This window comes from Halanaerobium sp. DL-01, assembly GCF_003338615.1.
Lineage (GTDB): Bacteria > Bacillota > Halanaerobiia > Halanaerobiales > Halanaerobiaceae > QPJE01.
The window spans coordinates 1-13,510 of the sequence record NZ_QPJN01000042.1 but is presented as its reverse complement, the minus strand read 5'-3'; the positions used below and the strand labels follow the sequence as shown (position 1 = coordinate 13,510).

The 13,510-nt window shown below is 34.3% G+C and carries 11 protein-coding genes; all 11 read right to left on the bottom strand.

The window, feature by feature from the left end; genetic code table 11:
• Positions 1 to 526: 526 nt before the first annotated feature.
• A complete protein-coding gene (locus DER71_RS10870) occupies positions 527 to 1,681 on the bottom strand; it encodes a D-alanyl-D-alanine carboxypeptidase family protein (protein WP_114458935.1) in 1,155 nt (384 codons plus the stop codon).
• Between the two features lie 12 nt (positions 1,682 to 1,693).
• Entirely contained in the window at positions 1,694 to 2,488 is a 795-nt protein-coding gene (mazG, locus tag DER71_RS10865) for a nucleoside triphosphate pyrophosphohydrolase (RefSeq protein ID WP_114458934.1), read from the bottom strand.
• Complete coding sequence (locus DER71_RS10860; protein WP_199505619.1) at positions 2,481 to 4,118, bottom strand: polysaccharide biosynthesis protein; 1,638 nt, start codon at positions 4,116 to 4,118, stop codon at positions 2,481 to 2,483. The genes mazG and DER71_RS10860 overlap by 8 nt, the downstream gene beginning before the upstream one ends.
• Positions 4,119 to 4,134: 16 nt before the next feature.
• Complete coding sequence (gene mfd / locus DER71_RS10855; protein ID WP_114458933.1) at positions 4,135 to 7,617, bottom strand: transcription-repair coupling factor; 3,483 nt, start codon at positions 7,615 to 7,617, stop codon at positions 4,135 to 4,137.
• Positions 7,618 to 7,675: 58 nt separating this feature from the next.
• Positions 7,676 to 8,236, bottom strand: coding sequence for an aminoacyl-tRNA hydrolase (pth, locus tag DER71_RS10850; RefSeq protein ID WP_114458932.1), 561 nt, complete (start codon positions 8,234 to 8,236; stop codon positions 7,676 to 7,678).
• 70 nt (positions 8,237 to 8,306) lie between these two features.
• The gene (locus tag DER71_RS10845) at positions 8,307 to 8,981 is read right to left on the bottom strand and encodes a 50S ribosomal protein L25 (RefSeq protein WP_114458931.1); all 675 of its coding nucleotides are present in this window, start codon (positions 8,979 to 8,981) and stop codon (positions 8,307 to 8,309) included.
• 137 nt (positions 8,982 to 9,118) lie between these two features.
• Positions 9,119 to 10,063: a ribose-phosphate pyrophosphokinase gene (locus tag DER71_RS10840; protein WP_114458930.1), complete on the bottom strand. Its 945-nt coding sequence runs from the start codon at positions 10,061 to 10,063 to the stop codon at positions 9,119 to 9,121.
• A gap of 17 nt (positions 10,064 to 10,080) precedes the next feature.
• The gene (gene glmU, locus DER71_RS10835; RefSeq protein ID WP_114458929.1) at positions 10,081 to 11,436 is read right to left on the bottom strand and encodes a bifunctional UDP-N-acetylglucosamine diphosphorylase/glucosamine-1-phosphate N-acetyltransferase GlmU; all 1,356 of its coding nucleotides are present in this window, start codon (positions 11,434 to 11,436) and stop codon (positions 10,081 to 10,083) included.
• A gap of 1 nt (position 11,437) precedes the next feature.
• Positions 11,438 to 12,289: a hypothetical protein gene (locus tag DER71_RS10830; RefSeq protein WP_114458928.1), complete on the bottom strand. Its 852-nt coding sequence runs from the start codon at positions 12,287 to 12,289 to the stop codon at positions 11,438 to 11,440.
• Positions 12,290 to 12,487: 198 nt separating this feature from the next.
• Positions 12,488 to 12,757 carry a SpoVG family protein gene (locus DER71_RS10825; RefSeq protein WP_114458927.1) on the bottom strand — a complete coding sequence of 90 codons (270 nt, stop codon included), beginning with the start codon at positions 12,755 to 12,757 and terminating at the stop codon, positions 12,488 to 12,490.
• 101 nt (positions 12,758 to 12,858) lie between these two features.
• Positions 12,859 to 13,386: an ECF transporter S component gene (locus DER71_RS10820; protein WP_114458926.1), complete on the bottom strand. Its 528-nt coding sequence runs from the start codon at positions 13,384 to 13,386 to the stop codon at positions 12,859 to 12,861.
• Positions 13,387 to 13,510: the final 124 nt, after the last annotated feature.

Sequence of the window (13,510 nt, the reverse complement as noted above, 5' to 3'; positions counted from 1 at the left end):
TACAAAATGGATGGTGCCTTGCTAGGACATTGAGTCCGTCGCGCACCTTCTTCTATAGTACAAAATGGATGGTGCCTTGCTAGGACATTGAGTCCGTCGCGCACCTTCTTCTATAGTACAAAATGGATGGTGCCTTGCTAGGACATTGAGTCCTTTTTTGTCACCTGTTTTTCTCGGCGACATTTAATATCTTATCACCCCTTTATCTTTATGTCAAGGGCTGATTTTAATTTTTTTAGCCGCTGTTTTTTTATTATACTTCTTTTTAGCGACATTTATTATCATACCATGCTATCTCTTCTTTGTCAAGGGATCTCTAACTAGAAATTTTAAAAAATCTCAGAACAAATAATTTAAATTTCCTGACAGCATTTAGTATACTAACATTATATTAACGTGCTGTCAAGAAAAAAATAAAAATAAGATTTTTTTGAATATTATATTTATACATGCTATAATTTTTGAAGACTTATTTTACATAAAAAAATTCCTGTCTTTACAGGAATTTTTTTTATCACTATCAGATTCAATTAAAAAAACCAGTAATAAATCCAATTAAACCTCTCCAGCTTCTTACAATAAAGTTAGCCCTTTTCACAGTTTCAGCAGCAATAACATCCACTTCACCAATAATATTGTCGTTTTGATAAACTGTAAGTGTACCGATTTTTTCTCCCTTATTCACAGGTGCAGTTAATTCATCTACTTTAACTTCCTGATGCAGAGAATTTTCCTGACCTTTTTGAATCATAACATAAAAGTTTTCTGCCACTTCTCCTTCAATAACCTTTTTAGCTCCACCAGGAAGCCGTATATTCTGAATCTTATCTCCCTTTTTAGCCATCTGTTTTTTAGAAAAACTATTGAATCCATAATCGAGCAATCTTATTGTAGCTTCTTCTCTTTCTAATTGTGATTCACCTTTTAAAACCACAGATATTAATCTGCTGTCACCTTTTTTCGCTGTTGCAACAAGACAGTATCCTGCCTCATCAGTATGTCCAGTTTTTAATCCATCCATACTGGGATATGATTTAATAAGTTTATTGGTATTAACCAGCATTGCTTCTCTATTTGGAAGCTGAATATGATCCACCCATATTGATGCCCATTCTAAAACCTGATCATATTTTACAAGTTCTCTGGCCATAATTGAAATATCTTCTGCTGTTGAATAATGCTCTCCAGATGGATCAGGAAGTCCAGTTGAATTTACAAAGTTGGTGTCATCCATTCCGAGCTGTTTAGCTTTTTCATTCATCATTGAAATAAAATTGCTGTAAGTTCCTGCAATAGCTTCTCCAACTGCTACACTTGCATCATTAGCAGATGCTATAGTAACTGCTTTTAGTAGATCGGACATTTTGACTCTTGTATTAGCAGCTAAAAATATTTGGGATCCTCCCATAGATTCAGCAAATCTACTTATTGTAACTTCATCGTCAAGAGAGATTGTCCCTTCTTCAATTTTTTCCATTGCTATTAATAAAGTCATTATTTTTGTTATACTTGCAGGAGGCAGCTTTTCATTAATGTTTTTTTCAAAAAGATGCTGACCTGTTTCTGCTTCTATTAGAATAGCAGATTCTAAACTCACATCAAAAGCCTCTACTGATGGAATTACAGTAAGTAATACTGCTAATAAGATTATAAATGTAGTTAATTTTTTATGTAATCTCAATTTTTCTCCTCCTCAAATTTTTTTGGCCTTATCCCAAAGTTTATCAAGTTCTTCTAATGAATAATCATTTATATTTCCCTTATTTAAATTTATCTGCTCTTCAATATATTTAAATCTGCTTTTGAACTTTAAAATAGTTTTCAAAAGTGATATTTCTGGATTAATATTTTTAAATCGGGCTAGATTAACAACAGAAAACAGCAGATCGCCTATCTCTTCTTCTAATTTATTTTTCTCATTTTTATATAGTGCTGCTTTAGTTTCTTCTAATTCTTCTTCTATTTTTTCGATCACTAAATTAATATCATTCCAATCAAAGCCAACTTCTGCAGCAATTTCCTGGATTTCAAATGACTGATTAAGAGCTGTCTGCCCCTGATTTAAATCTTCCATCAATGAATTATTGTTTGATTCTTTTTCCGCTTTTTTTATTTCTTCCCATTTAATAAGAACTTCTTCTGCATTTTCTACATCAGTATCTGCAAAAACATGGGGGTGCCTTCTTATTAGTTTTTCCCTTAAAATCCTGCTTACATCGCCCAAATCAAAGTCACCAATTTCATGAGCAATTTGTGCCTGAAATATTACCTGAAGCAGTAGATCTCCCAGCTCTTCTTTTAATGCTTCAATATTCTTTTCCTCCAGAGCTTCAACAACCTCATATGCTTCCTCAATTATATTTTCTTTAAGAGAATAATAATCCTGCTCCCTATCCCAGGGACATCCATCCGGTCCCCGCAAAATTTCCATAACTTCTACAAGTTTTTTAACTTCATATAAAATTTTATTTTCAATACTTTTATCCATTCTTTTCACCTACCAGTCCAAGTTGTTTTAATCTTTCAGCTATCTTTTTACCTATTACAGGTATCACTGCAATGTCATTATACTTGATTTCCTTCAATATTAAAAGAGTGATAAAATAAATAACTGCTGCTGCACCGATGATTATAAATGTAGAAATCTGATATGAAAGGTAAATACTCTGACCTGCAAGGAGCATTTTTAAAAATGGAAAAAACAATTTAACAAATGCTGACATAATTAGAACTGAGAAAAGCGGTTTTAAAATTAGTTCAGAAAAATTAATTCTAAAGCCGGTTTCTTTTTTTACAGAAAATAAATTTAAAAGCGCTGCAACTGCAAATCCAGTAGTGGTACCCAGTGCTGCACCACGAATCCCAAATTCAGGTATGGCCGTTAAAGTATAATTAATAATACCATTAACACATGCCCCTATAAGCAGGTTTTTTGCCGGTACTGATGTGCGGCCTATACCATTTAAAATTCCCGAAGTGGTCTGCTGTAGTGCTATAAAAAATACTCCCCATGCAACAAAACGCAGTGGAACTGCTGCACCAATTTCCGAAAAAACAATATCTGTAATGGGTTCTGCCATTAAAAATAAACCGGCTGAAGCAGGTAGAGAAATTAAAACAGCCAGCCTCAAAGCAGTCTGGGTTCTCTTTCTGATAAGCAAATTATCCTGAAGAGAATATGCCTCTGAAATGGCTGGAACCAGGCTAGCTGCCATTGAAACAGTAATAATTGTTGGAAAATTAACCAGAGGCATAGCAACAGCTGAAAGCATACCATATAATGTCGTTGCCTCTTCAACAGCAAAGCCGACAGTTTGAAGGCGATTTGGAACAAAAATTAAATCTACCAGATTCATCAGCGGTAAAACCAGTGCTCCCAAAGTAATAGGAATACCCAGCCGGGAAATATCTTTTACAATACTCATTGAATTGACTGATGTCTTATCTATACCAGAATCTAAAAACGAAAATATTTTTCGTCTTCGTCTGTAATATATAAAAATAAGTACTAATAGTCCAGCAGCTGCTCCAGTCACAGCACCAAAACTTGCCCCTGCTGCTGCAATGTTAAGACCATATTTAACAAGAACTAAAACTAGAGTTATCATGGTAAACATTCTAATAAACTGCTCTATAATTTGAGATAATGCTGTAGGAACCATATCCTGCATTCCCTGAAAAAAGCCTCTATATGCAGCCATAATCGATACAACAAATATAGCAGGCGAAATAGCTAAAACTGCATAATATGATCGTGGATCAAGTGAAAGCAGGTTAATAAGCGGTCTGGCAAGTACAGCCATAATAATTGATACAACTAGGCCAATAACAAAACTCATTCGTCTTGCTACAATAAATATTCTGTATGCTTCTTTTTTTCTGTCAGATGCTATTCTATCTGCAATCAATTTTGCAAGAGCAATTGGTATACCTGATCTAGATACAACAAGTAAAATTGTATAAATTGGATAGGCCATCTGATACAGACCCATTCCTTCGGCTCCAATTATACGTGTTAAAATAACTCTATAAACAAAACCCATTACTCTTGCCAGCAGGCCTGCTCCTGTTAAAATTACAGCTCCTTTAATAAAACTGCGGCCACCTTTTTTAGTCATAAGCTACACCCTTTTCCTAATCCAGATCTATATTCTGAAAATCTTTCAGCATTTTTAATAAAATCCTATCAACCTCTCTGTCAGTAGAAATTTTAAGTATCAGCTGAGGATTTTTTGCTGCTTTGATTTTTACTTTTCTTCTGTATAAATTGCTGAATTCCACCAGCTGGGTTCCATTTACAGAATCAGCATCTCGAAATTTACAGCTTACAACTTTACCTTCCTGTTTTATTTGGATAATATTGATTTTTTTTGCTATAATTTTAAGCCTGGCTACATTTATTAACCGCATTACTTCCACAGCTGGTTCTCCAAATCGATCTATTAATTCATCAATTACTTCTAGTGCCTGCTGTTCTGATTTTATGCTGCGAATTTTTTTATAAATTTCAATTTTGCGCGCTTCATATTTTATATAATCATCAGGAATATATGCATCAATATTTAAATCAATTTCTACTTCTGAACCTTGGTCCTTTTCCTGACCTTTAAGCTCTTCTATTGTTCCTTCAAGCAGTTTTGTATAAAGTGAAAACCCTACTGCAGCTATATGCCCACTCTGTTCTGGCCCCAGAAGATTACCGGCTCCTCTTATTTCTAAATCTCTCATTGCAATTTTAAAACCAGATCCAAGAGTTGAAAATTCTTTTATTGCCTGAAGTCTTTTTTCTGCAATTTCAGGCAATATCCGCTCTTTTTCGTATAAGAGATATGCATAAGCAATTCTATCTGTTCTGCCTACTCGTCCGCGCAGCTGATAAAGCTGTGACAACCCCATTTTATCAGCATGATTGATTATTATCGTATTTACATTAGGAATATCTAAACCAGTCTCAATTATAGTTGTACAGACTAAAATATCAAATTGATGATGGTAAAAATCATACATTATTTTTTCCAGCCGTTTTTCGTTCATCTGACCGTGAGCAACAGCTATTTTTGCATCTGGTACGATTTTCTGCAGTTTTCCAGCTATTTTCTCTATCTCTTCTACTCTATTGTGAACAAAATATATTTGACCTGATCTTGCCATCTCTCTTCGAACAGCTTCTGCTACCAGTTCTCTATTACCTTCTTTGATGAATGTTCTAATAGGATATCTGTTTTCTGGCGGAGTTTCAATAAGGCTCATATCTCTGACTCCCACCAGAGCCATATGCAGTGTTCTTGGTATAGGAGTTGCAGTCAGTGTTAAAACATCTACATTTCGTTTTAAATCCTTAAGCTTTTCTTTGTGGGTTACACCAAATCGCTGTTCTTCATCTATAATGAGAAGTCCCAGATCATTAAATATAACATCTCCAGAAAGTATGCGGTGTGTTCCAATAAGTATATCAATCTCACCTCTACTCACCTTTTTGAGGATTTCTCTCTGTTCAGCAGCTGTTTTAAATCTACTAATCATTTCAACTTTAACCGGATATTCGGAAATTCTTTCTTCAAAAGTATTATAATGCTGCTGAGCCAATATAGTAGTTGGCACAAGCACTGCAGTTTGTTTGCTGTCAAGTGCAGCTTTAAATGCGGCTCGAATAGCAACTTCTGTTTTTCCATATCCTACATCTCCACAGAGAAGACGATCCATAGGGCGATCTGATTCCATATCACTTTTTACATCTTTTATTGCCTGCTGCTGGTCTGGAGTTTCTTCATAGGGAAATGATTCCTCAAATTCCTGCTGCCATATTTTATCTTCCGAAAACGAATAACCTTTTAGAGTTTCCCTTTCTGCATAAAGTTCTAAAAGTCCAACAGCCATTTCTTTGACAGAATTCTTTACCTTCTGCTTTACCCTTTTCCAGTCACTGCTTCCCAGTTTATAAAGTTTAGGAGTTCCTCCTTCAGCACCAATATATTTCTGTACAAGATGAATCTGATCTGTTGGTACATATAGTTTATCTTCTCCAGCATATTTTACAACAAGATAGTCTTTATGCTGGCCCTGAATTTCCAGAGTTTCGACACCTAAATATTTTCCAATTCCGTGATTTTCATGTACAACATAATCACCATTTTTTAGATCATTAAGTGCAGATATTTCAACTCCATCTTCAAAATCCCCAATTTTTCTCTTTCTTTTCTGTTTGTTGCCCAGAACCTCTTTTTCGCTAAAAACAGCCAGTTTTATGTCTTTAAATATAAAACCTTCAGAAAAACTGTTAGGAAGTACTAAAATTTCAAAATCATCTTCTTTATCGGAAATTTCCAGACCTTTTTTCTGTAAAAATTTACTAATCCGCCGTTTTTTGGAAGCAGAATTTAAAGTTATTAAAATTTTATATTTTTTCTTTCTATACTCTTTTATTTTATCAGCAAAAAGTTCTAATTGGGAATGAAAATTTTCTACTGATTTAGTATTAAAATTAATGCCTGAACTTGCTTCATCAAAATCTGATAAAATATTTATTGTTTTATTAGCTGATATTTTTTCTTCTATATCCAAATTAGAAATAAAATTATCTATATAGCTCGGCAGTATAACACCCTGCTCAACAAGCCTGCTGTGATTATCTAAAACTTCATTATAGAAGTTTTCTGCACTTTGTTTAAACTTTTTAGGTCTTAAAACAAAAAGTATATTTTCGTCCAGATAATCGAAAAGATCAGATGATAAATTATAATAATAGGGTAAAAACTGTTCACATCCCGGAAAACGCTGTTTTTCCTGTAAATTTTCCAACATTTTTTTGCCCTTTTTGCGCAGATATTCCGCCTCTTCCTTGAGTCCTCTTTTCTCCAGGTTACTTACTGCAGCAGAATAATCTCTTTTAACTGCAGGAACTGCTCTTTTTATCTCCTCTTTCCCAGTAATTATATTTGCAAATGGTGGTATAATAAGGCTGTCAACTCTGCCAATCGATCTCTGAGCCGATGGATCAACCATACGAATAGAGTCAACTTCATCACCAAAAAGTTCAATTCTAAAAGAATTTTCATTTAATAGAGTAAATATGTCGATAATTCCGCCTCTAATACTGTACTGCCCGGGAGCCTCTACCATTTCCTCACGCTTATAGCCCAGTTCAAAAAGTCTTTTTTGAAGTTTTTGTAAATTGATTTCTTTTTCAGGCTCGACTGTAACACTACTCCCAATAAATCTTGTTTTAGGCGGTAGTTTTCTCATAATAGAAGCTGCTGAAGCAAGAATTATTTTTGCATTTTTTGAATATCCAAATGTTAGTTCTGTGAGCACTTTAGTTCTTTCACTCAAAGTAGTTAAATCAGGCATCAGCTGCTCATGTGGTAAAATTTCCTCATCAGAAAAAACAAGAATTTTATCCTCATCAACCATTCTGAGCAAATCTTCATGAATTCTCTGCATTGAATAGTTATCAGGCACTAATAACACAACATCCTTTTTTATATTATGTAAAAAATTTCCTAAAAAATAAGAAACCCTGCTTCCAGATAAGCCTGAAACATTTAAATTATTTTTTCCTGCTTTTTTTATAATATGTGTAAATTTTTTATTATTTTTTAATAATTGACTAAAATGCATAATATTAAACTCCTTAATGAAATGGAAAAAGAGCCCCTACACAAAATGTACGGGCTTGCTAATTATTATATTTATTCATTGCTGTATCAATATTTTCCTTGATCATACATTCAACTGCAAGCACTGATCTTGCTATTATTTCATCCAAAAATTCTTTTTCCTCACTGCTGAATTTGCTTAATACATAATCAGGTACCGATATTTTTTCCGGAGGTCTACCAATTCCTACTTTGAGTCTGCAAAATTCATCGGTCCCCAGCCTCTGTATAATCGATTTTATTCCATTATGACCACCGGCTCCACCATTTTTCTTAAATCTTATTTTTCCAAAATCAAGATCCAGATCATCATGGACGACAAGTAAATCTTCACTTTCTATATCAAAATATTTTATCAGCTTCATTATTGGCTGTCCACTTCTATTCATATATTTCATTGGCTGAAAAACAATTACTTTTTCCGAGCCTAATCTAAAATCACCATAAAGACCATCAAATTTATAACTGCTCTTTTTTACTCCATTTCTTCGGGCAAGTTCTGCAGTAATTTGAAATCCAATATTATGTCGGGTATAAAAATACTCTTCTCCGGGGTTACCCAGACCTACAACTACCTTCACTTTTTCCAAACCTCCGAATATTTTAGTAAAGTGCAGTCCACCAAGAACCGCACTTTAATTCCATATCGTTTTATTCTTCCACTTCTTCCAATTTTTCTTCTACTTCTTCGCCTTCTTCAACTTCTTCGCCTTCTTCTCCAATCACTTCTGGCTCGAGGAATTCTTCTTCCTCTTCTTCCTCTTCTTCAATAATTTCTGTAGGTGCAACAACTGTTACAATTACTTCATCAGAATCAGTAACAATTTCTACTCCTTCAGAAACTTCCAGATCAGCCACTGATAATGAACTTGCCATCTCAAGTTCAGAAATATCAAGTGTAATCTCAGAAGGTATTTCTGCAGGAAGTGCTGAAATCTCCACTTCACGCAGCAGCTGCTGTAATACTCCACCATTATGAACCCCTTTTGCCACACCTTCTAAATTAAGTGGTACAGAAACTGTAATCTTTTCATCCATGGAAATGAATTGAAAATCAACATGGAGAAGATGTCCTTTTATAACATCTTTCTGATAATCTTTAATAATTACCGTTGCTTCATCTGATTCATCTCCAACTAATGTTAAATCCAAGATAGCATTGGAATGAAGAATTTTTTCGATTTTGCCTGGATCCAGTTTAATAGATTTAGGTTTTTTACCCTGACCATAAACTACACCAGGAATCAATCCCTCTTTCCTTATTTTGCGTGCAGCTCCTTTTCCGGTTTCATTTCTCACGTCTGCTTTAATAGAATGTCTCTCCATGACTATCCTCTCCTTGCATAAATTAAATTTTAAGCCAGTTTCTATTCTCAACTGACAAGATTTCTAATAAATAAACAGAACAAACTTTATTATAACATCAATAATATCCCTGAGCAAGTATTAAAACAAGATAACTATTAAAAAAGTATACTAACTGATAAATCTTTAAAAATTCTGTCTATAGCCTCTCCGAGTAGTGGTGCAACAGACAGTACTTCCAGATTATCAAGTTCATATTTTTCTTTCGGCTTTATAGTATTTGTTACGATGATCTTATTAATAGGAGCATTTTTAAGTCTGCCAACCGCAGGACCAGAAAATAAAGCATGTGTTCCACATGCATAAACTTCATTTGCCCCTCTATCTTTAAGAATTTCTGCTGCAGCTGTTATAGTACCGGCAGTATCAATAATATCATCCAGCAGAATTACATTTTTACCTTCAACCTCACCAATAACATTCATAACTTCCGCTACATTAGGCTTAGGACGCCTTTTGTCAATAATAGCCATTGGGATATTTAATCCTTCAGCAAAAGATCTTACTCTCTTTACTGAACCCACATCTGGAGCAACTGCAATAGTATCTGACAGATCATGTTCTTGAAAATAATCCTTCATAATAGGTGCTGCATAAAGGTGGTCCACTGGAATATCAAAAAATCCCTGAATTTGTGATGCATGAAAATCAATTGACAGAACTCTGCGTGCTCCAGCAGTTGTAAGCAGGTTTGCCACAAGTTTTGCTGTAATTGGATCTCTGGGTTTTGCTTTTCGATCCTGACGAGCATAACCATAATAAGGCATTACTGCTGTAATCCTTCTGGCGGACGCCCTTCTTAAGGCATCAATTATTACTAAAAGTTCCATTAAATTTTCATTAACAGGTGGACTGGTGGGCTGAACCACAAAAACATCTGCCCCTCTTACCGTTTCATATATTCTTACTCTAATCTCACCATCTTTAAATCTGGTAACATCACTATTTACAAGTTCTGTGCCCAGATAGTCACAGAGATCCTGAGCAAGCTGAGGATGAGAATTGCCTGCAAAAATTTTCAGTTGTTCACTGTAAGTTGACATTTTGAAACCTCCTAAAATTAATCCTGCTTCTTTTTATATACACGAGCCGGTACTCCAATTACAGTGGTATCAGCTTCTACATCTTTTGTTACCACAGAACCAGCACCAGTCTTTGCACCTGATCCAATTTTTAGAGGAGCAACCAAAACAGAATTACTGCCTATAAAAGCATCATCTTCCACTTTAGTTTTATGTTTATTTTTGCCATCATAATTTGCAAATATAGTACCCGCTCCTATATTACAGCGCTCTCCAATTTCAGCATCTCCTACATAAGAAAGATGCGGAACTTTTGATGTATCTCCAACAACAGCTTTCTTCATTTCAACAAAATCTCCGACCTTACATCCAGAACCAATTCTACAGCCAGGTCGTAAATAAGCAAAGGGGCCAACTTTTGTATTATCATCAACAGAACTTTCCTTTATAATAGAGTGTGAAAGGAGTTCAACATTTTCTCCGATTTTTGCAGATACCAAACGTGAATGAGGTCCAATAATACTGTTTTTTCCGATTTTTGTAGAACCTTCTAAATATGTAAAGGGATAAACAATAGTATCTTTTCCTATTTCAACTTCAGAATCTATATATGTATTATCTGGATCTATAATTGTAACTCCATTATCCATGTGTTTTTCTATGGTCCTCTTCCGCAAAATTTTTTCTGCTCGCACAAGGTGAAATCTGGTATTAACACCCAGGATTTCTTCTGGATCATCTATTTTATATGTTATTATTTTTTTATTTTTTTGAGAAGCATATTCTACAGCATCAGTCAAATAATATTCTCCCTGTGCATTATTATTATTCATATTTTTTAAAAAATCAGCAAGCAATTCACTATCAAAACAGTAAACCCCACTGTTAATTTCTGTAATTTTTCTGGTCTCAAAATCAGCATCATCTTCCTCTACCACTTCTTTAACCATATTAGAACTGTTCTTTACTATCCTTCCATACCCTGCTGGGTCATCAAGTTCTGCAGTCATAATAGTTAAATCAGAATAACTATTTTTATGTTCTTCAATAAATAACTGTACAGTTTCTGACCTAAGCAGTGGAATATCTCCATAAAGAACAACAACAGGTCCAGAATGTTTTTCAATATAGCTTTCTGCCTGTTTAACAGCATGTCCTGTTCCCAGCTGTTTGTTCTGAACAACATAATTAATACTGCTGCCATTTACTTCATTTTTTACTTCATCTTTTTGATGACCTACAACACAAACAATTTCTGTCTTCAGACTATCCAAAGCTGATATAACATGTTTGAGCATAGCTTTACCCGCAACTTTATGCAAAACCTTTATTTTGTCAGATTTCATTCTTGTACCTTTACCGGCGGCCAGTATAACTGTTAAAAGTTCTGACATATCAATAGCTCCTTTCATCTTCAAAAGAAAACTTTACTTTATCTAAATTTAAAATTTCTCTATTTTCCTCTTTAATAATATTATCTATTTTGAAATTAAATTCTTTTGCCTGAAATTCTCCATACATAATAAAATGTCTTATTAATAAAGTAAAAAGTGCATCTTTGATACCATATCCAGCAAGGATAGAAAGATCAGAATAAGCTGTATCAAGATCAGGTGCATTATGTGAGAACATCCTTGCAGCTGCCTTATTTAAACCTGCCCCTCCAATAATATTAGCCAGATTACTGTAATACATTAAATCCATTGTATCATCATAATGATATATTTCTGGTATTCTTCTTGCTGCAGCTGTTTCTAATATGGATATATCAGAATTGAAATTATGTCCCACAATCACCTCAGGCTTATATTTATTTATAATCGTTCTCAAAATATCAACACCTTCTTCCGGGCTAACAGAAGGTGCCAATTTTTTATTTGTAAAAATAATACCCGCCTTTTTTATAGAATTTTTTTTCATTATTATATATTGAATCATATCCAGTTTGCTTTTATAATATTCAGTATCAACTGCCATCACCAGCTCTGCATCCGGCTTTTTGCTCCAGAAAGGGCTGGGCTGAAAAGTAACCATCTCATTATATACACTATCCAGGGAAAAAAGCTGTTCTATCAATTCAGATTGTCTCTGAACCCCAATTAATTTAGCTAAATCTGACCTTGGAGCTGCTTTAAACTTTTTTTCTGTTGGATATCTCCGCATAACTCTCTTTAATCTTTTGCCGCGGCCTAATATTAAAGCCAGTTTAAATTTATAAAGGTCACTTGCCATTACATATGGTTCCATTTATTATTATCCCTCAAATCTATTATTAAAGACATACCGGCATTATTATACCATTATAAGTTCTTTAATCGTAAGAAGTATAACAGAGAAAAATGCTTTTGTCAAGATTGCTGAGATTTATAGAAAAGATTTACGCTTTTTAAACCTTTTTAAAAGGAAAACACTGCCTGATCAGGCAGTGTTTGAAAAAATTATATATTACTGAGCATTTGCCAGTTCATTTGAGAATTTATCCATTACAGCACTTTCCATACTATCTCTTAATTTGGTAGAAATGGGGAAACACACATCCTGAAAATCACCATTTCTTTTCCTCCGAGATGGCATAGAAAGAAAAGTCCCGTTTTTCCCGTCAATAACTTTCATATCTCTTATTACTAAAGAATCATCAAAAGTTATTGAAGCATAGGCCTTAATAAGGCTGTCACTTATATCTACAGGAAAAACTCTAACATCAGTAATTTTCATTTGACTTCACCACCTTTTGTAATTATTTGGTAATTGCTGCTTATATTATACCTCCAAATAATGGTAAAGTCAAGTATATTTTACAATTAATTGTAAATAATTTACTTTTTAAAATAATTATCAAGGTGTCTGGAAAGAGGTAGAGAAAGAACCCCTCCGATCAACATCTGTGCAAAATCAATACCAATTTCTGGGAGAACCACAGCCCAGCTCAGCAAAAAACCTTTTGCAACTGCATATCCCAGAATCATTATATTTCCACCCAGTATGATGGCAAATACTTTTTTTTCAAAAGAAAAACCCTGTCCGATTTTTCCAACCACCCATCCCTCTAATCCCTTAATTAGGAAAGTAAATGGTGACCAAATAGAATAGCCAAGAATAATATCCATCAAAGCAGAACCTGCTGCACCAGCAATACCACCTGCTTTTGCTCCAAATGTTAATGCTATAGTATAAATCGCAACTTCGCCCAGATTAAAATATGAACTGCTGGGACCTGGTATATGAAGATATGTCGCTACTGATGTAAAGGCAATAAATAATGCCAGAAAAGAAAGTGATCTTGTATCAATACTATTTAATTTTAAATTTTTGAGATGTTCGCGGATATTATCCTGATTATCCATATTTTGACCCTCCTCGGGGCAAGCCCACGAGGATTCCTGCTTCTTAGAAGTGGTAACCCACCATCTCCACAGGCTTAAAATCCTGTTAGCCCAACAGTATATCCTCTAACTTGCCTTTTGTATT

Excerpts from the sequence above, each read along its gene's own strand:
- mazG (WP_114458934.1), bottom strand. The coding sequence starts at position 2,488 with ATGGATAAAAGTATTGAAAATAAAATTTTATATGAAGTTAAAAAACTT.
- DER71_RS10860 (WP_199505619.1), bottom strand. The coding sequence starts at position 4,118 with ATGACTAAAAAAGGTGGCCGCAGTTTTATTAAAGGAGCTGTAATTTTA.
- mfd (WP_114458933.1), bottom strand. The coding sequence starts at position 7,617 with ATGCATTTTAGTCAATTATTAAAAAATAATAAAAAATTTACACATATT.
- DER71_RS10845 (WP_114458931.1), bottom strand. The coding sequence starts at position 8,981 with ATGGAGAGACATTCTATTAAAGCAGACGTGAGAAATGAAACCGGAAAA.
- DER71_RS10840 (WP_114458930.1), bottom strand. The coding sequence starts at position 10,063 with ATGTCAACTTACAGTGAACAACTGAAAATTTTTGCAGGCAATTCTCAT.
- glmU (WP_114458929.1), bottom strand. The coding sequence starts at position 11,436 with ATGTCAGAACTTTTAACAGTTATACTGGCCGCCGGTAAAGGTACAAGA.
- DER71_RS10830 (WP_114458928.1), bottom strand. The coding sequence starts at position 12,289 with ATGGAACCATATGTAATGGCAAGTGACCTTTATAAATTTAAACTGGCT.
- DER71_RS10825 (WP_114458927.1), bottom strand. The coding sequence starts at position 12,757 with ATGAAAATTACTGATGTTAGAGTTTTTCCTGTAGATATAAGTGACAGC.
- DER71_RS10820 (WP_114458926.1), bottom strand. The coding sequence starts at position 13,386 with ATGGATAATCAGGATAATATCCGCGAACATCTCAAAAATTTAAAATTA.